The sequence below is a fragment of the Flammeovirga yaeyamensis genome, from assembly GCF_018736045.1.
GTDB lineage: Bacteria > Bacteroidota > Bacteroidia > Cytophagales > Flammeovirgaceae > Flammeovirga > Flammeovirga yaeyamensis.
Genome location: NZ_CP076132.1, coordinates 3,079,950 through 3,102,452 on the forward strand (window position 1 = coordinate 3,079,950; position 22,503 = coordinate 3,102,452).

The 22,503-nt window shown below is 33.1% G+C and carries 20 protein-coding genes; 14 read left to right on the forward strand and 6 right to left on the reverse strand.

Annotation, left to right across the window (positions count from 1 at the left end; genetic code table 11):
* Positions 1–10: 10 nt before the first annotated feature.
* Positions 11–1,462, reverse strand: a complete 1,452-nt coding sequence (locus KMW28_RS12160) for a TolC family protein (protein ID WP_169663187.1) — start codon at positions 1,460–1,462, stop codon at positions 11–13.
* Positions 1,463–1,692: 230 nt separating this feature from the next.
* On the opposite strand from KMW28_RS12160, the gene KMW28_RS12165 reads away from it, so the two are divergent.
* Positions 1,693–2,931 carry a DUF819 family protein gene (locus tag KMW28_RS12165; RefSeq protein WP_169663186.1) on the forward strand — a complete coding sequence of 413 codons (1,239 nt, stop codon included), beginning with the start codon at positions 1,693–1,695 and terminating at the stop codon, positions 2,929–2,931.
* 93 nt (positions 2,932–3,024) lie between these two features.
* Here the strand turns inward: KMW28_RS12165 and KMW28_RS12170 are convergent, their stop codons facing one another.
* Positions 3,025–4,095, reverse strand: a complete 1,071-nt coding sequence (locus tag KMW28_RS12170; RefSeq protein ID WP_169663185.1) for an AI-2E family transporter — start codon at positions 4,093–4,095, stop codon at positions 3,025–3,027.
* A gap of 243 nt (positions 4,096–4,338) precedes the next feature.
* On the opposite strand from KMW28_RS12170, the gene KMW28_RS12175 reads away from it, so the two are divergent.
* Entirely contained in the window at positions 4,339–4,740 is a 402-nt protein-coding gene (locus KMW28_RS12175; protein WP_066206621.1) for a tetratricopeptide repeat protein, read from the forward strand.
* Between the two features lie 59 nt (positions 4,741–4,799).
* On the opposite strand, the gene KMW28_RS12180 is transcribed toward KMW28_RS12175, so the two are convergent.
* The gene (locus tag KMW28_RS12180) at positions 4,800–5,645 is read right to left on the reverse strand and encodes a DUF2490 domain-containing protein (protein ID WP_215585733.1); all 846 of its coding nucleotides are present in this window, start codon (positions 5,643–5,645) and stop codon (positions 4,800–4,802) included.
* Positions 5,646–5,874: 229 nt separating this feature from the next.
* On the opposite strand from KMW28_RS12180, the gene KMW28_RS12185 reads away from it, so the two are divergent.
* Positions 5,875–7,143 carry a DUF418 domain-containing protein gene (locus KMW28_RS12185; RefSeq protein WP_169663183.1) on the forward strand — a complete coding sequence of 423 codons (1,269 nt, stop codon included), beginning with the start codon at positions 5,875–5,877 and terminating at the stop codon, positions 7,141–7,143.
* Positions 7,144–7,215: 72 nt separating this feature from the next.
* Here KMW28_RS12185 and KMW28_RS12190 read toward each other — a convergent pair whose 3' ends face one another.
* Entirely contained in the window at positions 7,216–7,650 is a 435-nt protein-coding gene (locus KMW28_RS12190; RefSeq protein WP_169663182.1) for a DUF3127 domain-containing protein, read from the reverse strand.
* A 127-nt stretch (positions 7,651–7,777) separates the two neighbouring features.
* Here KMW28_RS12190 and KMW28_RS12195 point away from each other — a divergent pair, with 127 nt between their 5' ends.
* Both KMW28_RS12195 and KMW28_RS12200 read left to right on the forward strand, forming a co-directional pair.
* On the forward strand, positions 7,778–8,935 hold the full coding sequence (locus KMW28_RS12195) for an acyl-CoA dehydrogenase family protein (RefSeq protein WP_169663181.1): 1,158 nt from the start codon (positions 7,778–7,780) through the stop codon (positions 8,933–8,935).
* Positions 8,936–8,937: 2 nt separating this feature from the next.
* Complete coding sequence (locus tag KMW28_RS12200) at positions 8,938–9,642, forward strand: pseudouridine synthase (protein ID WP_169663180.1); 705 nt, start codon at positions 8,938–8,940, stop codon at positions 9,640–9,642.
* A gap of 42 nt (positions 9,643–9,684) precedes the next feature.
* On the opposite strand, the gene KMW28_RS12205 is transcribed toward KMW28_RS12200, so the two are convergent.
* Both KMW28_RS12205 and KMW28_RS12210 read right to left on the reverse strand, forming a co-directional pair.
* On the reverse strand, positions 9,685–10,704 hold the full coding sequence (locus tag KMW28_RS12205) for an aldo/keto reductase (RefSeq protein WP_169663179.1): 1,020 nt from the start codon (positions 10,702–10,704) through the stop codon (positions 9,685–9,687).
* Positions 10,704–12,269 carry a hypothetical protein gene (locus KMW28_RS12210; RefSeq protein WP_169663178.1) on the reverse strand — a complete coding sequence of 522 codons (1,566 nt, stop codon included), beginning with the start codon at positions 12,267–12,269 and terminating at the stop codon, positions 10,704–10,706. The genes KMW28_RS12205 and KMW28_RS12210 overlap by 1 nt, the downstream gene beginning before the upstream one ends.
* Before the next feature lie 179 nt (positions 12,270–12,448).
* On the opposite strand from KMW28_RS12210, the gene KMW28_RS12215 reads away from it, so the two are divergent.
* From KMW28_RS12215 to KMW28_RS12255, 9 genes are all read left to right on the forward strand, one after another.
* Complete coding sequence (locus KMW28_RS12215; protein ID WP_066206597.1) at positions 12,449–13,027, forward strand: TetR/AcrR family transcriptional regulator; 579 nt, start codon at positions 12,449–12,451, stop codon at positions 13,025–13,027.
* On the forward strand, positions 13,024–14,307 hold the full coding sequence (locus KMW28_RS12220) for a TolC family protein (RefSeq protein ID WP_169663177.1): 1,284 nt from the start codon (positions 13,024–13,026) through the stop codon (positions 14,305–14,307). The genes KMW28_RS12215 and KMW28_RS12220 overlap by 4 nt, the downstream gene beginning before the upstream one ends.
* A gap of 10 nt (positions 14,308–14,317) precedes the next feature.
* Positions 14,318–15,229, forward strand: a complete 912-nt coding sequence (locus KMW28_RS12225) for an HlyD family secretion protein (RefSeq protein ID WP_169663176.1) — start codon at positions 14,318–14,320, stop codon at positions 15,227–15,229.
* Between the two features lie 4 nt (positions 15,230–15,233).
* On the forward strand, positions 15,234–16,142 hold the full coding sequence (locus KMW28_RS12230) for an ABC transporter ATP-binding protein (protein ID WP_205958142.1): 909 nt from the start codon (positions 15,234–15,236) through the stop codon (positions 16,140–16,142).
* A gap of 5 nt (positions 16,143–16,147) precedes the next feature.
* The gene (locus KMW28_RS12235; protein WP_169663174.1) at positions 16,148–16,888 is read left to right on the forward strand and encodes an ABC transporter ATP-binding protein; all 741 of its coding nucleotides are present in this window, start codon (positions 16,148–16,150) and stop codon (positions 16,886–16,888) included.
* Positions 16,889–16,892: 4 nt separating this feature from the next.
* Entirely contained in the window at positions 16,893–18,008 is a 1,116-nt protein-coding gene (locus KMW28_RS12240; RefSeq protein WP_169663173.1) for an ABC transporter permease, read from the forward strand.
* Positions 18,009–18,010: 2 nt separating this feature from the next.
* Positions 18,011–19,126 carry an ABC transporter permease gene (locus KMW28_RS12245; protein ID WP_169663172.1) on the forward strand — a complete coding sequence of 372 codons (1,116 nt, stop codon included), beginning with the start codon at positions 18,011–18,013 and terminating at the stop codon, positions 19,124–19,126.
* Between the two features lie 84 nt (positions 19,127–19,210).
* Positions 19,211–19,735 carry a DUF7935 family protein gene (locus tag KMW28_RS12250; protein WP_066206576.1) on the forward strand — a complete coding sequence of 175 codons (525 nt, stop codon included), beginning with the start codon at positions 19,211–19,213 and terminating at the stop codon, positions 19,733–19,735.
* 2,009 nt (positions 19,736–21,744) lie between these two features.
* Positions 21,745–22,377 (forward strand): sigma-70 family RNA polymerase sigma factor, encoded by a 633-nt coding sequence (locus tag KMW28_RS12255; protein ID WP_169663171.1) that lies wholly within the window; start codon positions 21,745–21,747, stop codon positions 22,375–22,377.
* The last annotated feature ends 126 nt before the right edge of the window (positions 22,378–22,503 follow it).

Sequence of the window (22,503 nt, forward strand, 5' to 3'; positions counted from 1 at the left end):
GATTTTGATTCTAATTTTGGATATGTTCGATATTTAAAACACCCATAGCGTCTAATAATGCAATAGCAGTATGGCGTTGCTTGGCTAAAGATTGAATGTATTCTAATTGATATTTTTCATAGTCTGAGATTTCAGTCAACATATCATTTATATCCACCAATCCATTTTTTAATTCTTCAGATCTAATCTTTAAGCCAGTCTTGGCCCCATCCAATTTTTGTTGAGCTACGTCAACCATTTGAGTAGCTACTTTCCAATCCATTTTCTTTTTTTCGAAATCAAGAAGTACCATCTCGTCTGCATACTGCTTTTTCTCTCTCATAGAGGAAACCGCTAAAGCTGATTTTTGAACTTCTCTTTTTCTTTGTAAACCATCAAATATTTCCCATTGCATTCCAACACCTACAAATGGCACCGGATCTACAGATGTTTTATTCGATGCTCCTTGAACAACATGGGCAAATGCCTTTGCTTGAGGAAGTGCAGTAAATTGTTCTGCTTTATGCTTTCTTTCTAAAGCTTCAATGGAATGGTCGATTGCTTTAATTTCTGCTCTATTTCCTAAATTGATTTCATTTTCATCAACCAACCAAATATCAAGTGTTGGAGAAATTTGTCCTAACTCATCTTTTGATGAACCCGTTAGTTGTTCTAATTTTTGAAGTACCAGATCTCTACTTGCATTTAGTTCAATACGTTTTGCCACAATATCTTTTTCGGCAATTCTAATCTTATTTAAGTCATAATCTGTCGCCAAACCAACTTCCTTTGCCTTATCTGCAAATTGAGTTTGCTTGTCTAATCTCTTTTGAGACTCTTCTAATACTTTCATCGATTGCTCTATCACTGCAAGCTTATCGTAATAATCCATTACTTCGATAATGATTTCATGCTCGTCTTTTTCAAGCATGGCCTCCTGTGCTTTCGCTTTCGCTTCTGCAGCTTTTGCATAATTTGGTGCTTGTAGTCCTGAGAAAATCACCATCTCAACATAGGCATCATAAAACCATAAATGATTGTCGTTTAAAGAAACTGATAACTCATTTGGCATTTGTGTCATCATACCACCAATGTTTTGGAAAACACCATTGACTATTGGAGTCATTATACCAATTGCTTGAGGTGGTAAACCTGAGTTTCCAATTCCGTTAATCACATTTTGATGGGCTTCCCCTAAATAGTTGGCTCCATTACTTTTTAAATCAGTAATGTCTCGATTGATCGTCAAATCATTTAACAGATAAGCATATCCACCTCTCACTCCCACTTTAGGAATGTAAGTGTACATCGCTCTCTGTTTATCGTAATACGTAGATTTGATGTCGTTTCGTTTGATCTTTAACAGATGAGAATAATTCACAGCTTTTTCTGCCAGCTCTCTCCTGTTTAATTCCTGAGAGTAAGCTATTTGAACACCTGCGGTAATTATCAGAAGATTGATAATGAACACCTTTAGTTTCATTGTAAACTGATTAAATAAATACTTGTTTTTAGTTGCTGAATAATAAATGAATGATCATTCATTCACAAATGTATTCTTTCATTTCATTATTGTCAAGTAGTCATCTGTAAATACTTGCAAATAGTTTAAACTGAAACATAAAAAAGCATCATTTGATGTATAAACCTAGGTTTGTAAAGGATTTCTTCCTTTTTTTGTAACCTATTTTGAACATATAAAAACATATATAAATGTCTCCCCTTTTACAGAATGATGCTTCAGTTTTTGGGCTATTAATGGCTATTCTTGCTTTTGTATTTTATACATCATCATTAAAAACAGGTCCTTGGGTAAAGTTTTATAAGATTTTTCCTGCCCTATTGATGTGTTATTTGATACCATCAATAATGAGTACATTAAATGTGATCTCACCAGAGACTTCAAAATTGTACACTATGGCAAAGAATTACCTCCTCCCTGCCAGTTTGATTTTGATGACCATAAGTGTAGATTTAAAAGGAATTCTTAATCTTGGAACGAAGAGTATTATCATGTTCTTATCGGGCACAGTAGGGATCGTGATAGGTGGACCGTTAGCTATTCTAATCATTTCAGCTATTCATCCAGAAACATTTAACGGAGTTGGTTTTCAGGAAGCATGGAGAGGATTAGCAACTTTGGCAGGTAGTTGGATTGGCGGAGGTGCCAACCAAGCTGCTATGTTAGAAATCTACAAATACGATCAATCTCTATATTCAGGCATAGTGGCTGTTGATATTATTGTAGCTAATATATGGATGGCTATTCTATTAATGGGTATCGGAAAAACAAAGAAAATAGATAAGTGGTTGGGAGCTGATGTTAGTGCAATTGAAGAACTCAAAGAAAAAGTACAGGCCTATCAAAACAGTATTGCGAAGAATCCCACCCTAACTAACTATATGGTAGTATTAGGTGTCGCTTTTGGTATTGTAGGTTTGTCACATTTCTCTGCAGATCATTTAAGTAAGTTTATATCAGGACTCGTAGCAGATCCTTCGACTAGCGTATTAAGTAATAAATTCTTTTGGTTGGTACTTATAGCTACCACTTTAGGTGTTGCACTTAGTTTTACGAAAGCCAAAAAACTGGAAGGTTACGGTGCATCTAAGCTTGGTAGTGTTTGTATTTATATATTAGTTGCAACTATAGGTATGAAAATGGACGTTACTAAAACGATGGAAAATCCTGGTCTATTAGCCGTTGGATTAGTTTGGATGGCCATTCACGTGATTATTATGATAGCTACAGCCAAATTAATTAAAGCTCCTTTCTTTTTCTTAGCAGTAGGTAGTAAAGCTAACGTTGGTGGTGCTGCTTCGGCTCCTGTTATTGCCTCTGCCTTTCATCCATCATTAGCTCCTGTTGGAGTACTTTTGGCTGTTTTAGGTTACGCTTTAGGAACTTATGGAGCTATGATTTGTGCTTATTTAATGAGTATTGCTTCTTAAGAATTCAATAAGATAAAAAATAAATCCGTTACCATGATTCTAAATCATAGTAACGGATTTTTAATTTATACTATATATAATCGTTTTTATCAATTACTCTTTACCTTCGAGATTTCTAATCTGAGGTTTCCCTATATTTCCATCCTCCGAAAGTAAAATGGCAATTTTTCTAGTACTTTCGAATTCGGCGAATACTATTATCATCAATACAGTTATTGGAACGGAAAGAATCATTCCTATCACACCCCATAATGTTCCCCAAAAAGCCAATGCTATTAGCACGACAAGGCCACTTACATTAAGAGAATTACCCATCATTTTTGGTTCAACAAAGTTTCCTATTACAACCTGAATAGCTCCAACAGCTATCAAGACTAACAAACCAACAGATGGTTCTCCGGTTTGAATAACAATAAAAGCAGATGGGAATAAGGTAGCTATCAAAGAACCGATTGTTGGTATATAGTTCAACAAGAAAATTATAGCAGCCCAGAAGAAAGGAGCATCAATACCTACAAATAATAATACAAAATAACTAAGTACTCCTGTAATTACACTCACAAATGTTTTTAGTGTTAAATAACTAGATACCGTTTTACTAACTCTTTCTAATAGTTTAATAACACTTTCTTGATCATTCGATTCAGGATACATTGCTCTAATCTTATGACCAAACCCACTCTCCTCTAACAATAGGAAAACAACATATAAAAGTATGGTAAAAGCATTCCCAAATAGATCGGTTACTGAACTTAATACGGTTCTCAATAAAGATGTAAAGTTTGTATTCCCCACCATTTTATTTAATGACTTGGTAATGTTTATATCAAATACTGCATTGATTTTATCTTCCATTTTCTGAAGATTTCCATCGTAATGTGACATGCTTTCTGATAAGTTTTGGATACTTAGACTTAGAAGCTTTACCACAACAAATAGAATACTAAAGATCATGATAGAAGCAAAAAGATTTTGAAGCCAAACGGGCATTTTAGCATCCTTTAGAGAGATCAATTTACTTATCATTGTTCGTACTTCTACGACAATAAGCCAGAAGATTGCAGCTAAGATTAAAGGTACAATAATGCTTTTAAGGTAGATAAGTGAAACAACAATGACAACGATCAAAATGGCTACACTTGCAGATTTGTTTATTTGAGTCATGTATGATTAGCTAATAAAGTATTTTCAAACATTTAAAAATAGAACATTTTCGAAAATAACGAACGATTTCGAACAGTATTTTTTTGTGCCATATCGATCAATTTGATTGTAACTACTTGATTTACTGTTGATTACAATTTTTTGGCACAGATATCGAATAATTGTAAATGTGTCAAATTAATTTTCTTTATTCTCTTGTAATCAGTTGATTATGAGATTACTTACTATTAAATACAAATTAAAATGAAAACTATTTTCTCTATCGTCCTAGTGTCATTAATTACATTTACAAGTTTTGCTAAAACAGCAGAAGGACCTGCATCTGATAAAATGTCTAAGTTAATCAAAATGGTGAATAATGCAGATAAATCAGATTGGGTTACTCTTAACAAGGCTGCATCTTACAACATCAACTGGAATGCTGATATTGAATTAGCAAAACAATGGATTGAAGCTTCCATTGCGATTAACGACAATGCTGAAGCTTATGAATTATTGGGTGATTATCATTTAAGAAAAGGTGATTTAGAAAAAGCTTATGAGAATTATTATACAGCTTTAGAAAAAGGAATGTTCTCCTTAAGAAAATCTGATTTCGAAAGAATCCAAAGAAAGAACTTAGTCTTTGGTAGATCACTTAAATAATTTCTATCGAGTAATTATCAAGTAGTAAACATTCTGAAGCCCACGTATTATTGCGTGGGTTATTTTTTCATTAATTTTTTCCTTCTCTTTTCTCTTCCTTCTCCAGGACAATTACAATCTTCTTTTGTTCTAAAACTATATTTAAAAGTTAACCCATAAACTGGTGTGATTAAATTAAGATTTCTTTCAGGCTTGGCGGGTTGTACAATATTTCCATCTTCATCATATGATGGCAAAGTAGCTGGAGCAAAGAAAAACTGAGTGTCTCTCATGGCAAATGCTCCTATTCTAATATTCTCATTAAGCAGATAATAAAAATCAAATCTCAATCGAGATAAATCAACTAATCTTTCTTCTGTGGATTCATCATTGGTATGAACAAAAATTTCATATGAAAATTCACCTCTAAATTTTGCATTTCCTATAGGGAAACTTTTTCCTAACATCGCCCAAAATCCAAAACGACCAAAATCAGAACGGTCGCCTGGTTTGTCTTCTATTTCATTTGGTGAAATATATTCATATTGTAATCTTTTTTGGAAATCAAGTAATCCACCAATTTGACCATTGTGTTGTAAGAAACCTCTGTAATACCAAACATTCCAATTAGGTTCAAACACTGAACGAATAGATGCTCCAATATATAGTTTTGGAGTCAGTTTATGAGCATACCCCAACATCACATGTGCTCTATTCATCTTTAGTCCATCTACAATATAACTATCAAAATTTGAGGATCTTGTATTTCCTTCGAAGAAGACAGAGTCTCCATTATTTAATTGATAATCGACATTCCATATTGTCCAAAAAGAGGTATCTAAATATCTTTTTTCTGTTTCTTGAGCTACTGAAATATGTGTAACGCAAAATAATAATAGGATGTATATTTTGTTAAAATTTGACAAATCAACTCTCAAGATCTTCATTATTGTTAAAGCAAGAATTATGTTAACATTTGAATTGTAACTAAGTGAAGTGAGTTACCGATTCAATAAGTACTGATATAAAAATGTTTGAAACATCTCTTACACCTCAAACATGCCACCTGAACACATTGCTCATCATCGCAATATTTAAGTGTGCCTTTATAAAAATAACATAATCATTTCGATTTTATACATAATAACTGCATTAATGAAAAAAACTACACCATCCACTATCGGACCAACTACCGGAAAAATGCGTCTTGGCGTTATTGATGCTTTAAGAGGATTTGCCATTCTTGGTATTCTCTTCGCAAATATCCTAAGTTGGAGTTTATTTAAGTTTACACCATTTAGCACTTTAGAACAATTACCTTATCATGAATTAAACGATACTTTATATTCCTTATTAAGCTTCTTTATTGATACGAAGTTTTACAGTATTTTCTCTATATTATTTGGAGTGGGTTTCTTCCTTCAATATGATAGACAAAGAGATAATCAGGAGGCATTTTTAAAAGTATATAAGCGTAGATTAAGATTTTTGATCCTTTTTGGATTTATCCATATGCTTTTCTGGTCGGGTGATATTTTGATGCTTTATGGTATGATGGCATTTGTCTTTATACAATTCAGAAACTTACCATCGAATAAAATCTTAGCTTGGTCAATAGGTTTAATGGCAGCCCCATTACTAATTGATGTAATAGTGATGATGATTGCTCCAGGTTGGATGACACCAGAACAATCATTGGCTAAGAAAACATATATCGATCAAGATCCTGCATCTGTTGTTGCTGCTTTTGAAAGTGGAAATGTTTTAGTTGCCTTAAAACAGAACCTACATAATGTGATGTGGAGATGGTTTGATTTCCTTCCTTCAGGTAGACCATTTAAAGTATTAGGCTTGTTTTTATTAGGTTTTTACTTACAGTCTAAAAACTTCTTTACAGAAACAGGCAGATCATGGAAAGTAGTTATTGGTTTCTTTACAGTTGGTGCAATAAGTCACTTTATCGGTTATCAAATTGGAGGTTCTATGGCATTATTCGCCTCTACTCCAAGTGATTTATTCTTTAAAGCGATCATGGTCTTTGGACAGATCTGTTTAGCATTATCCTATGCTTCATTGTTATCAATCATTTATTACACCAAATGGGGCGAGACTATTTTCTTCCCACTAACAGCTGTAGGTAAAATGTCATTTACCAATTACCTATCTCATACTTTTATCGGTATCGTCATTTTCTACGGAGTTGGTTTTGGATTAGGCGGACAATTAAACTTGGCTCCAATATTTATCTTGGCTGTATTTATTTATGCCTTCCAAGTAGGTTATAGTTATTATTGGTTGAAGTATTTCAAGTTTGGTCCATTAGAATGGGGTTGGAAATGTTTGACCTACAAGAAAAGGTTTCCAATTAGAAACAGTACTTATGAAAAAATAAAAGCTCAAAAAGCAAAACAAGCTTTGGGTTAAAAAATACATAAACAAAAAGGCGATTAGAAAAATTTTTCTAATCGCCTTTTTTATATTTCAAACTACCAAAAATTAGAATGGTAGATCGTCAGTTACATCATCGCCAGATGATGCAATATTTTCTGTTGGAGTTGTTGGAGCCGGAGTACTTGTTGGTGCTGCCGGTGTTGGAGCTGGAGTAGAAGGAGCTGCACCATACTGAGGAGCTTGTGCCTGTGGTTGGTAAGCTGCTGCTTGTTGGATTCTCCATGCTTCCAAGTTAGTGAAGTAGATTGTCTCACCACCTTTGTCGTATGGACGACCTCTTAAATCAAAAGTAACGGCGATATCATCTCCTTCGTTGAAACTATCCAATAAATTACAACGATCTTGAGTGGCCTGAAACTTAATGTATTGAGGATACTGTCCGTCTTGAATTAACAGGATAAATTCTCTTTTTTTGAATTTGTCAGACACTTGTTGCGTCTCGAATAATTTTTCAATCTTTCCTACTACGTCGAAAGCCATTATTTTATATTTTAAGTGAATCACGAAGTTAAAAAAATGTTCAAAAAATCCGTAATTTTAGGATAGAATATCACACAATTAATTAAAATATTGGTATTTATTTTAAACTCTTAACCATCCTACACATATGACTGATTACTATTCTATTTCAGACTTACTGACTGATGAACAGCAACTCATCCAAAAATCCATAAATGAATTCGTTGAAAAAGAGATATCGCCCATCATAGAAACTCATGCTCAAAACTGTACTTTCCCAAATCATTTGATATCGAAATTTGGGGAAATGGGAATTTTCGGACCTTGTGTCGATCAAAAATATGGAGGTGGCGGGTTAGACTATATCACTTATGGTCTAATTATGCAGGAAATAGAAAAAGGAGATTCTGGAATGCGATCGGTAGCTTCTGTGCAAAGTTCTTTGGTCATGTATCCCATTGAAGCTTACGGAAGTGAAGCTCAAAAAGAAAAGTACCTTCCAAAATTAGCAACGGGTGAATTGTTGGGTTGTTTTGGGCTTACCGAACCTAATCATGGATCCAATCCTAATGGAATGGAAACTCGATTGAAAAAAGAAGGAGACCATTATATCTTGTCGGGTAGTAAAATGTGGATTACCAACTCTCCAATTGCCGACATCGCTGTGGTTTGGGCAAAGAATGATGAGGGTAGAATTAAAGGAGTAATTGTTGAAAAAGGAATGAAAGGCTTTACTGCTCCCGAAATTCATAATAAATGGTCTCTCAGAGCAAGCGTTACAGGAGAATTAGTATTTGATGATGTGGTCATTACTGAAGAAAATATTCTACCTGGAAAAGATGGTTTGGGTGCTCCATTAAAATGTCTTGATCAAGCACGTTATGGTATTGCTTGGGGAGCAATTGGTGCATCCATAGATTGTTACGAAACTGCAGTGAAATATGCTTCAGAAAGGAAACAATTTGATAAGACTTTGGGCAGTTTCCAACTCACCCAGAAAAAATTATCAGAAATGTTAACTGAAATTACTAAGGCACAATTGTTAGCTTTGCGCTTAGGTCAGTTAAAAAATCAAGGTAAAGCCAGTACTTCTCAAATTTCTATGGCAAAAAGAAATAATGTAGAAATGGCTTTAAATGTAGCAAGAACATCAAGACAAATTCTTGGAGGTATGGGAATCACAGGTGATTATCCTATTATGCGACATATGATGAATCTCGAATCGGTGATCACTTATGAAGGGACGCACGACATTCATCTTCTTATTTTAGGGGCTGATATTACAGGAACTCCAGCATTTGTATAAAAATGAATCATAAATATTTTGTAGTTAATAAACCGTACGGTGTCTTGCCTCAGTTTTCTGATGCAGACGGAAGACCAACATTAAAATCACTTGGCAAGTTTCCAACGGATGTTTACCCTGTCGGAAGGTTAGATCTTGATAGTGAAGGTTTATTGATTATCACCAACGATAAAAACCTTAATCATCAACTTCTCAACCCTAAATTTGAACATGCAAAAACCTATCTTGTTCAGGTCGATGGTGATATTACAGAAGAAGCGATTAAGAAATTAGAAAAGGGAACAGAAATATCGGTCAATAAGACCAAATATAAAACCCTGCCTGCGAAATGTAAAAAGGTAAAAAAACCGGATAATTTAGAAGAACGTAACCCTCCTGTTCGTTTCCGAAAAAATATTCCCACTTCTTTTATTGAATTGACAATTCATGAAGGAAAAAACAGACAGGTACGTAAAATGACTGCATCTGTAGGTTTCCCAACGTTGCGTTTGATTCGTTTATCAATTGAAAAATTACGCATTAGAAAACTTAAATCAGGTGGTGTCATCGAATTGGATAAGGATTTTCTTTATTCACACTTAAATATTGATGATAAACCCGCAGTAAAGAAAAAGAAGTATTCGAATGAAAATGTGACTCCCTACCAAAGAAAGAAGTCCTTTAAACCTGAAAAATCAGGGATAAAGAAAGGATATAAGAAAAGATAAGAAAAGTATCAGAAGCCCCGGTTTTAAATCCGGGGTTTTTGATTAAAAATCAATTTTATCATGCCACCCTCCAAAAGAATATTTTAATGCATTCTCCGTTTGTAAAAAGGCATTTGGAAAACCTAAATCAATTTTTGATATCTCATTTAATTCTTCCATCATCGAATCTGTAAGTTGAATATCAAGCACTCCTAAATTTTGATTGACTTGCTCTACTTTTCTAGCACCAATTATTGGAATCACTTTTTTATTTTTTTGCATCAACCATTTTAAGGCTACCTGAGCAGTTGTCGCCCCTATTCCATTGGCAATCTCTTCCACCTTTTGTGCAATCTTAATATTGTGCTCCGTAAACTTCACGCTCTGTTCGGATAATCGACCTTGATCAATCATTCCTTTATTGTATTTACCTGAGAGGATTCCTGCTCCCAAAGGTGCCCAAGCCAAAACGCTCATTCCATAATGATCTGACATAGGAAGCAGCTCTCTTTCCACCTCTCTTGCGATAAGTGAATGTTCAACTTGAATGGCCGAAAAAGGCTCCCAACCTCTTGATTGAGCATAGGTATTTCCTTTTGACACTACCCAAGCAGGTGTATCTGATATACCAATATAGGCCACCTTCCCTTGAGAGATTAAATCGTTCATTCCTCTCAAAATATCTTCGATTGGTGTGGTATTATCCCACATATGTAACCATAGTACATCTATGTAATCGGTATTTAAACGTTTTAATGATGCTTCTACCGTATTCATCATATTACGTCTAGAATTTCCTGATCCGTTTGGATGTTTTGGATCTTCTATCAAAGTATATTTTGTGGCAACAATATGATGATCTCTCTCTTGCTGAATAAATTCTCCTAAGAATTTTTCGGAAGTACCATTGGTATAAAAGTTAGCTGTATCAAAGAAATTACCTCCTTTATCTACGAAGGCATCAAATATCTTTTTGCTCACTTCTTTATTTGCTCCTGTCCCCCAATCTTCGCCGAAAGTCATGGTGCCCAAGCATAGTTCTGACACCTTAAGACCGGTATTTCCTAAAATTTTGTATTTCATTATCTAAAGTTGTTTTGATCTTTAAGACTAAAGCTAATCATCCTTAATTGATAATTGTTGTTTTTGGGGTGATAAGTTTTCTCTGGGAATATAAATTTATTGTGATTAAATACACCTGATGTCAATTGAATTCCTTTTTCATGGGCTTCTCTTGTCACAAAAAGAGTAGATTTATCTTCGACCCCTCCTTTTTTGGATATTTTTATCAAATTAAAAGCATTTTGATAAGAGGTAGTATATTGATCATATGACTCGAAATTGGTGAAGAATAAATATGTATCATCTTCCTCATTCAGCACTTTTAACGGTTGCATATTGAAATCACCAAACCTTGGTAAAATCATTTCCACAGATTTATATCCATAAGTCATACAGTGAATGCTTCCATAAAAAGAATAGGTTTTTCTCACTAACTCCTTAATATCATGTTTCTGAACTATATCTTTTGTGTTGTACTGACAAACATCTTCACTGTAAAAACTCAATGTTCCGTCTTCTTGCTCAATCATTTTTCTAGGAATAAAAAAGCTGTAAGATCCCTTATAAGTATCGTATTCCGGACGGTATTTATAATAATCTTCTGCAATAGTTCTTTGCTTATAAATATCAAGAGGTTTTACATCAGATAATAAGGTGGTTTGCTTTTGTCTTTTTTGAAGTAGAATATGTGATATATCAGTATCCTTTCGTTTTTCAGATAAAAATCCATATAAAATAAGCTGATCATCCTTTTCAGCAACATCCATAAGGAGGCTTCTTACATTATAAGCATCCAATTTGATGTTATCGGTCATCCATTCGTTTTCAACCAGCGTTTTTAATTTATAATTAAATAAATGATTGCTTAAATACTTGTCCTGTGCTTCTGGGTATCCTGCAGGTTGTTCTGCTCCAAAATTCACTTTTCTTCGATACTCTTTTTCCAATACATACAATGTATTCTGATTATCGAATGTTACATCTTGCGGAGATCTTTGTTTTTTATAATTAATCTGATGAGAAGTGATTACCTTATTGTTAGAATTGATTAGTGATAATGCTAACTCACCATTTATATTCTTGTCTCTAAGGTAACATGCAAACATCCAATTCCCAGAAGGTTTAGCTTCGAAATACACTCGTTCCAAAATCATTCGCTTTCCTTTGAATGATTTTGATGATGTTTTAATCACTTTATTTTTCTTTAACCACTTCTTCCCTTTCCATAAATGTGATGTGATTTTGTACTGATTTTCTTTCTTGTCCAGATGACTGCTTAAAAGCACTGCACTAGAATCATTCAGTTTATAAAAACCCAGAATTTGATCATTACCGATTAAATGCCACTTCATCTTTATTTGGTGCTGTTCATTCAATAAAAAATATTCTGATGAATGACCATTTTTAGAAGGATTAAAATAATTCACCCAATAAAAATAGGTTGAATCATTTAACTCACAGATATTATAATTATCCCCCCAAGAAACAGAAGGAAGGTCATAACTCCCCATTTTGAAGTCGTTGATTTGAGGATAGCAGAATAATGGGAATAAGGCTACAGTTAGTAGTAATTTTAATTTTTTCATTTGAGGTAGTTTTTGGATATAGTGTGCTTCGTTAGTTAATTATTACAATAGCACTACTCTAAAAATACTGATAATAAAGATATCAACTAACACTAAAGATAAATAGTTTAATATTTTTTTGGTTTTATTTGTTTTAACTAACCATTTAGTTAAATTTGTTTTAACCAAAAGGTTAAATTATGGAAGCCAAATTAAAAATATTACAAGCTGCAAGAGCAGAATTTCAAGAAAAAGGGAAAACTGGAGCGAGAATGCAAGAGATTGCCGATCGTGCTGAAGTAAACAAAGCATTAGTTCACTACTATTTTAAAAACAAGGAGAATCTATTCCAAGAAGTTTTTAAACAGGTCACTAAAGAAACTTTAATGCCCCTTTTAGATATCTTATCTACTGAACAAGAAATAGAGGAAAAAGTACCTTTCTTTGTTAATGCTTATATGGACAAACTAAAAGAAAATCCAGATATGATTGTCTTTATGGTGGGTGAATTACAAAGAAATAAACTTCCTTTCTTTCCACAGGAACGAATGGGAAACATTTTAAAAAACTTTACTAATCAATTACAAAAAAGCGATCAGTACAAGTCACTTGATACCATACAAGTACTTACAACTTTAATTGGTGCTTGTGTTTTCCCATTCATTGCTCGTCCATTAGTTTCTGCATTATCAAATTCTGTGGGACAGTCGTTTGATGAATTTATCGAACTGAGAAAACAAGAATTACCTAAAATCATATTAGATGGCATAAGAAAATGAGAGCACACATAAACATTTATCTGTTTTTGATGGTCTGTTTGCTTTCGCTAAACGTTACAGCACAAACTATCATCACTTTTGAACAAGCCGAACAGGAAGCTATAGAAAAGCATCCTGTAAATGAACAACAGAAAATCTACGAGAAAATGTTGATGACAGAAAAAGAAGGTCTCAATAAAGATCGATTACCCGATATTTCCCTTCAAGGAAAAGTAGGTTATTTTTCTGATGTTATTGCACCAGTAGATCCTTTGGTAGGACAAACTCAGATTTTTCCAGATATTCCAAAAACACAATGGAACACCTATGTCAATGTAGATTATGCGATTTACGATGGCAGTATCAAAACCAAAAAAACAACACAGAAGGAAAATGAGTACGCCTTAAAAATTCAAGAAAATGAAGTAAAGAAATTCAATATCAAAGAAAAGGTATCGAATATTTATTTCTCTGCATTGAATTATCAGGAACAAGAACAATTGCTTCAAGAAGGTGTAATTAAGGAGATTGAAAATCAATTAAAAGAAGTTGAAGCTTTAGAAAATGAAGGTGCTGTCCTCCCAAGTGTAACAGATGGACTTCGCGTTGAATATTATAAAGCTCAACAAAAATTGTATTCTGTAAGAGCACAAAAAAATGGTGCTTTGAAGGCTTTATGCGTATGGTTAGAACGTGAGGGTGAATGGCAAAACATCACATTACAACGTCCACTTATCGGACAATCTAGTGATGAAATCTTCCGACCAGAACTTCAAATGTACAACCTTCAGCTTAAGCAAACGGAATCGACTACTGATCTTCTTCAGGCCAAACGTTTACCTAAGATTTACGCTTATGGTATTGGAGGATTTGGTACGCCTAACCCTTATAACTTTTTTGAAGTAAATGGCGATTTTTATTATCAAGTAGGAATTCGATTTGCATGGACGCCATTTGATTTTGGTAAGAATAAAAAAGAAAGACAAGTAGTTGAAATTCAAAAAGAAGTAATCAATACAGAAAAGGAAACCTTTTATAAAACAATTGCTTCACAGATTGCTCAAGTGGAAGGTAATAAAGAACAGCTAGAGCAATTAATTACTCAAGACGAGGAAATCATTAAACTTCAGGAGAAGAATTTAGTGAGAGCAAAGGGTAAGCTTGACAATGGTGCCGCCACTTCTTCTCAATATGTTTCGGCTTTAAATCAATTAACCGATGCGAAGTTGAATCTATCTTCTCACGAATTACAACTACTTCATATCAATTATCAATTAGCGATGATCAAAGGTCAGCTTTAATTTTAGAATCATGAAAAAGATCAATAATACATTAAAATATATCGGTTTATTCGGTGCCTCTTTCATTCTATTTTCTTGCAATTTGAATGATGAAAAATCGGATGCATACGGGAACTTCGAAGCGGTGGAAGTGATCGTTTCTGCAGAGGGAAATGGACCATTAACTCAGTTTACTATTTCTGAAGGTGATCAATTGAAAAAAGATCAAGAAGTGGGTGTGATTGATACCGTAATGTTAGCACTTCAAAAGGAAGAAGTACTCGCCAATATTCGCAGTTTAGGATCAAAAGTGATGAGCATTCACGAACAAATTGCGGTATATGAGGAGCAACATAAAAAACTAATAACTGATAAAGACCGTCTGGAAAAGCTTTTCAAGGCAGAAGCGGCAACACAACAACAATTAGACGAGATCTATGCGGCCATTGCGATTAACGAAAAGCAATTGGTAGCCACAAAACGCAAAATTAAAGACAACAATAGAGCGACCATGAGTCAATATGAGCCACTAAGCAAAAAGATTGATGTACTGAATGAACAGATCAAGAAATCGGTGGTACACTCCCCTATTAACGGTGTGGTTTTAGAAAAATATGCGGAACAAAGTGAGATCACTTCCTATGGAAGACCACTATTTAAAATCGCTCAGCTTTCTCAATTAAAAGTAAGAGCATACGCTTCAGCAAATCAATTACAAAACGTAAAAGTGGGTCAGGAAGTTACTGTACTTACCGATAGTAAAGAAGGAGAAATGAATGCCACAAAAGGAAAAATTGAGTGGATTTCATCAAAGTCTGAGTTTACGCCTAAAACGATTCAAACTAAAGAAGAGAGAGTCAACCTTGTATATGCTTTTAAAGTAGTGGTGGATAATAAAGACGGTAAATTTAGAATTGGAATGCCTGCAGAAATAAACTTCTAAAGTGATGATAAAAGTAAAGAATTTATCAAAAAGCTATGAAGAGGTTGAGGCATTAAAAAACATCTCTTTTGATGTAAAATCAAAGGAAATCTTTGGTTTGATTGGCCCCGACGGAGCCGGCAAAACAACCCTCATGCGGATCCTCACTTCCCTCCTATTATTTGATGATGGAGAAGTGGAAGTGATGGGTAAATCTCCGATTAAGGATTACCAATTCATCCGTAATAATATAGGCTATATGCCTGGTAAGTTTTCGTTATATGAAGACTTAACAGTAGAAGAAAACCTTTCTTTCTTCGCCAATATATTCGGTACTACCATAGAGAAAAGCTACAACTTAATTAAAGATATCTATCAACAGATTGAGCCTTTTAAAAATAGAAAAGCGGGAGCTTTGTCGGGAGGTATGAAACAGAAATTAGCCCTTTGTGCTGCTTTAATTCATTACCCAAAGATTTTATTCTTAGATGAGCCCACCACAGGTGTTGACCCAGTTTCTAGAAAAGAGTTTTGGCATATCATCAAGAAGTTGCATGAGCACGATATCACCATTTTTGTGTCCACGCCTTATATGGATGAAGCGAATTTATGTGATCGAATTGCATTGATTGATAAAGGCGAAATTTTAAATATCGATCAACCTCAAAATATCTCCAAGGTATTTGATAAACATCTCTATGGCATTCAATGTAGAGAGGGAAATTATCAGTTAATGAAACACCTTAGAGCATATGAACATTTTGATAGTGTCTTTCCTTTTGGTGAACAAGTGCATTATACTGATCAAAGAAATGAAGATATCACTGAAGGTATTTATCAATTTCTCGAATCTAAAGGGTTATCTGATATAAAATTAGAGAAAATCGAATCGACGATTGAAGATGTTTTTATCCGTTTAATGACTAAAAATTAAGGGATATGGAAAAAATTATTGAAGCACACGAACTCACTAAAAAATTTGGGGAGTTCAAAGCAGTAAATAAAATCTCTTTTGATGTAAAAAAAGGAGAGATATTCGGTTTCCTTGGTGCCAATGGAGCAGGAAAAAGTACGGCGATGAGAATGCTTACGGGGCTGCTCTCTCCTACTTCTGGTGCTGCCACCGTTGCCGGGTTTGACGTCTTTTCTCAACAAGAGGAAATTAAGAAGAATATCGGGTATATGTCTCAAAAATTCTCTCTTTACAACGACTTGACGTTAATGGAGAATATCACCTTTTATGGTGGCATTTACGGACTCTCCTCTAACGAAATTAAAGAAAGAGGTGCCCTGTTAATTGATCGACTGGGCTTAACGGATATCAAGAAAAAACTCTTGAAAGAAGTGCCTTTAGGATGGAAACAAAAAATTGCATTTTCAGTAGCTACACTTCACAATCCGAAAATTGTGTTTTTAGATGAACCTACTGGAGGTGTTGATCCAATTACAAGACGTCAATTCTGGGAAATGATTTACGAAAAAGCAGATCAGGGCATGACTGTTTTCGTGACTACCCACTATATGGATGAAGCAGAATACTGTCATAGAATTTCTATGATGGTGCATGGTGAAATTCATGGATATGGCTCTCCAAATCAATTAAAAGAAGAATTTAACGCTCAGAATATGGATGAAGTATTCATCCACTTAGCTAGGGGCGATCAATATAAACTGAAATAAAGTTATGGATCGTTTAAAAGGAATTATAAAAAAGGAGTTCTATCATATCTTCCGAGATAAAAGAACTTTATTGATTTTGTTCGGTATACCCATTGTACAAATCGTATTATTTGGGTTTGCCATTTCTACAGAAATAAAAGAGGTGAAAATTGCATTATTGAACCAAGCGAACGATGAAGCAAGTCATACCTTAGTAGATAAAATACTCTCCACCTCTTATTTTCAAGTTGATGAACTGATTCAGAATGAAGCTGGAATTAACGAGTCTTTCAAAAAAGGAAAAATTAAAGCGGCGCTAGTTATCCCTCCGAATTTCGAAAGTGATATCAGAAAAAATAATACGGCAAATATTCAGATCATTTGTGATGCTTCGGATCCTAACACAGGAACCCAAATTGGTGCTTATTTAGAAGGTCAAATACAAGGTTTTATTTATGGAAATGCTCAAAAATCAAAAGGAATAAGACCACCTATTCAAATCAATACAGAAATACAAATGAGGTACAATCCTGAGTTGAAATCGGCTTACTCTTTTGTGCCCGGATTAATTACCATTATTCTGATGTTGATCTGTACCATGATGACTTCAATAGCCATTACTAGAGAGATTGAAACAGGTACCATGGAGGTGTTATTGGCCTCTCCTATGCATCCTGCAACCATCATTTTGGGCAAAGTGATTCCCTATTTGGCCTTATCATTTACGATTGCCATTTTCATTTTATTTCTAGGAAAGTTTGTTTTTGGAGTGCCTATTCTAGCACACTTCGGCTTATTGATCTTCGAGATATTATTGTACTGCTTGGTGGTATTGGCCTTGGGGATATTTATCTCCACCATTGCAAAAACGCAACAATTGGCGTTAATGATCTCCTTATTTGCATTGTTTTTACCTACAATGTTGTTATCGGGCTTCATTTTTCCAATTCATAATATGCCACTTCCGTTACAAATGGTGACCAAAGTAATTCCTGCCACTTACTTTAATATTATCATTAAAGCATTAATGCTAAAAGGAGCAACTTTGGCTGAAATATGGAAAGAGACGGCTATTCTAGGTGGTATATTTATCTTCTTAGTTGGGGTGAGTATCAAAAGATTTAATATAAGATTAGGGTAATTATGGAAAGATTTAAATTTATTCTTCAGAAAGAATTCAAACAGATCTTTAGAGATAAGGGAATGTTACCTATCATCTTTGTGATGCCCATTATGCAGTTAATGGTATTGTCTTTTGCCGCTACTTTTGATATACATAATATCAATTTAGAAATTATCGACAAAGATCAATCTCCGGTATCGCATCAATTAATCTCTAAATATGAGGCTTCTAGTTATTTCAACATCATCAGTAATTTACCTTATGATGCTGATAATGGAGAAAGCTTACAAAAAGGGGAAGCAGTAATCATTTTAGAAATCCCTAAAGATTTCGAGAAAAATATCATCCAAAGTCAACCGACCAATTTATCAGCTAAAGTGGATGCCATTGATGGAATGAGTGCGGGTGTTTCTGTAAATTATGCACAGTCAATTATTCGAGATTTTCAAGATGACTACATTCAAGAACATGGTTTATTGTTAGGAAAACCCTCAATGAACATCAAAATATCCAATTTAAACTGGTACAACAATAGTCTAAACTATAAATTTTATATGGTACCTGGACTTTTGGTATTATTGGTAAGTATGATTGGTATGTTTCTTACTTCAATGAATATTGTGAAAGAAAAAGAGATTGGTACCATAGAACAATTGAATGTTACGCCTATTACCAAAGCGGAGTTTATCATTGGAAAACTATTCCCTTTTTGGTGTATTGGTATGTTTGTCCTCAGCTTGGGATTAACATTAGCAAAACTAGTATTTGATATCCCAATTCAGGGTCCACTTTACATTGTCTTTGCTTTTGCCATGCTGTACTTGTTTGTTGTATTGGGTTTGGGTTTAATTATCTCCACTCTAGCCGACACACAACAACAGTCAATGTTTATCGCTTGGTTCTTTATGATCGTTTTCGTCTTATTGAGTGGTTTGTTTACCCCTATCGAAAACATGCCAGGTTGGGCTCAGGATCTGACATTATTAAATCCTGTAAGGTATTTTATTGAGATCATGAGAAACGTATTACTAAAAGGTGCTTCTTGGGCTGATGTTAAAATGAATTTCTATATTATTGGGATATATGGGGTTATTATTAATTCACTTGCAGTATTACTTTACAGGAAAACAAATTAATAGCTGTTTTCATCAATTTAACCTTTAAAAATTGATATAGACAGATGAGGTTACTAATATTGCATCAAATTTTTTAAAAGAACCATGACCACAGAATTAGTTGACTTATTAAAAATGACACTTCCAGCGGGTATTGTCCTTGTAAGTGCATTTTATATAGTAAAAATGTTCCTACAAAAGGAATATGATGTGTTATCTATCAAAATGAAAACAGATCAACAAGAGCAAACACTACCATTAAAGCTTCAAGCTTATGAAAGGCTAGCTTTGTTCTTGGAAAGAATATCTTATAGAGAATTATTGGATCGTACGAATTACGAGGAGTTAGACGCAATCACTACTCAACAAGTTTTAATCATGACGATCAAGGAAGAATTTAACCATAACCTATCGCAACAAATCTACATTTCCCCAGATTTATGGGAAATGGTAAGAGGTGCAAAGGAACAATCTATTTCTTTTATTAATTCGACAGCGAAAGCATTAAATAAAGATGCCCATGGTGTTGAATTAGCAAAAGCGATTTTAGAGCAAAGTATTGCGGAGGAAATGTCTCCTACCGACTTGGCTTTAAATGAACTAAAAAAAGAAGTACAAGTATTATTCTAATTATTTACAGTCATTAATCTGTATTATATTTTGTTAGAAACGAAAAGTATAATCTGATTTATTGATCAATTATATTTGTGTCATCAAATTTTGAAACACACTCAGTTTACTGAGTTGAAAAATATAAAAGATTAAGAGTAATAGTTAGTTTTTGGGTTATGATAAAAGAGTTAGGAGTTTCTCCTAACTCTTTTTTTATATCTATACTTGAATTTCTCTCAGCTATAAATTTAACGATATAAAGTTGTTAAAATTGATTAAAATTTATTTACTCTATTTTTTAAACCTCAATTCAAACATATCGTTATTATAACTATAAAATGAATAGACATTCACAATCAGATTATCTGATTTAAAGATATATAGAAAGATAAGAGTAATAGTTAGTTTTTGGGTTATGTTAAAAAGAGCATCAGGTTTCCTGATGCTCTTTTTGTATATAAAAAACTCATCAAAACGTTAATGCTTATTCACAATTTCACAAAAACTAAAATATTATAAATAGCGTTACTAATTATATAAAATGAATAGACATTCACAGTCAGTTTAACTGATTTAAAGATACATAGAAAGATAAGAGTAATAGTTAGTTTTTGGGTTGAAAAGAGCCTGGAGTTTCTCCAAGCTCTTTTTTGTATTTATATAAAAATAGTATTGTTACTTAAAATTATCCCCTATTCTTAAATCACCTATTAAATATCATACTATCAGTTTTTTAATATGTAATATTCTATTTTTTAGATAGGGAAATTGATACAATCTATCACGTAGATTTCATTAATTTTTGTTCACAATAAAAACTTAACCTATACCTGACTTTAAACGTTAAAAAAATATAACAAATAAAAGAGAAATCAATCGTTTATTCGATTTTAAGATATAAAGAAAGATAAGAGTAATAGTTAGTTTTTGGGTTATGACGAAAGAGCATTAGGTTTCCTAGTGCTCTTTTTTTGTCCTTTAAAGCAGATAAATTCTATTAAATCTTATTGACAATATCGCTTAAACCAAATGAAAGATTGAACGTTATATATAATAAATGAATTGATATTCACAATCAGTTTAACTGATTTAAAGATACATAGAAAGATAAGAGTAATAGTTAGTTTTTAGTAAAAAGAGCCTGGAGTTTCTCCAAGCTCTTTTTTTGTATTGAAACATTAATATTTAAGATAATTTTATGTTAATTTTTATTGACAAATAATTAGAAACCTACCTATTAAACTTACCGTTAAATAGTTAGAATTCAGAAAGAAATAATATCAGGAAACTGATTAAAGATATATAGAAAGATAAGAGTAATAGTTAGTTTTTGGGTTGAAAAGAGCTTGGAGTTTCTCCTGGCTCTTTTTTTATTACTTAGCTTATTTAAGCCTTGAATTAATATTAAATGTTATTGACAATATCATTTAAACCCTAATGACGAAAGTTCGTTATAACAAATAAATGAATAGATATTCACATCAGTAAATGCTGATTTAAGATATATAGAAAGATAAGAGTAATAGTTAGTTTTTGGGTTAAAAAGAGTTTGGAGTTTCTCCTAGCTCTTTTTTTTATTCCCTCCATTTTACAATCTAAAATTATGGTAAACAATTTTGACATAAACCTCTAATCTCAAATAGGAAACATCGTTATGATAAATAAAATTTAAGAAAAATAAATCCGTTATTCTGATTATAAGACATATAGAAAGTTAAGAGTAATTGTTAGTTTTTGGGGTATGAAAAAAAAGAGCATTAGGTATGCTTAGTACTCTTTTTTTATTAAATCAATCTGATTAATAAAATATATACTACACAACTTAAATGAACAATTATTCATTTAATATTGAATTAATTACAATTGTATTAACCGGACTTCAATATTGTATTAATTGCTTTAGAAATTGTATTTATTATTGAAAATCTTCACTGTTTTAATAGTATTATTATTAACTTGCAGGCATAATAAGATATGATAGTCCATCGTTAGGACTAATAATAAATATACTATCACTTGTAACTAGTATGTCAGCAGAACAAGCCATAACAGAATATAGGCCGCTATTGTATGCAGTGGCTTACAGAATCCTTGGGGTTGCCAGCGATGCCGAAGACATGGTACAAGAAACTTTTTTGAAAATTATGAGAGTCGATCTTTCGAAGATCGAGGACATTAAAAATTATCTAATCAAAACGATAACCAATACCTGTCTTAATCACTTAGAAGCTCTTAAAAGAAAAAAAGAACATCTTGTAGATAATTGGTCAAACATTACTCATAACTTCCACTTCGATCCTTTCGATCAATGGTCATCTGATAAAGCCTCAGAAATTTCTGAAGGTTTAAGAAATATGATGAAACGTCTGAACGATTCTGAATTAGGGGTTTATCTATTAAAAGAAGCATTCAATTTAAATTATAACGAGATTACAGAGATTGCTAAGAAAAAAGCAGATCACTGTCGTCAACTTTTCCACCGATCAAAAATGAAATTGGAAGATGGGAAAGACAAATTTAATGTTGATCCAGAAAAACACTTCCAAATCTTTAAGAGATTCCAACAAGCCAACAAAGATGGAGAGGTAAGAAGTCTTGTAGATTTTATTTTTGGTGATAAAAAATCAAAGCAAAAAAATAATTTAGCAAATAATAGTTAATCGCTATTTAAAGTCTAAACACACAAATAAGATTATATAAAGTATTTATTGCATTAACAGAACAAAATACACTTATTTATAATCATTCATTATTAGGGATTTAAGATCAAAAAAAGGTTTTAAATC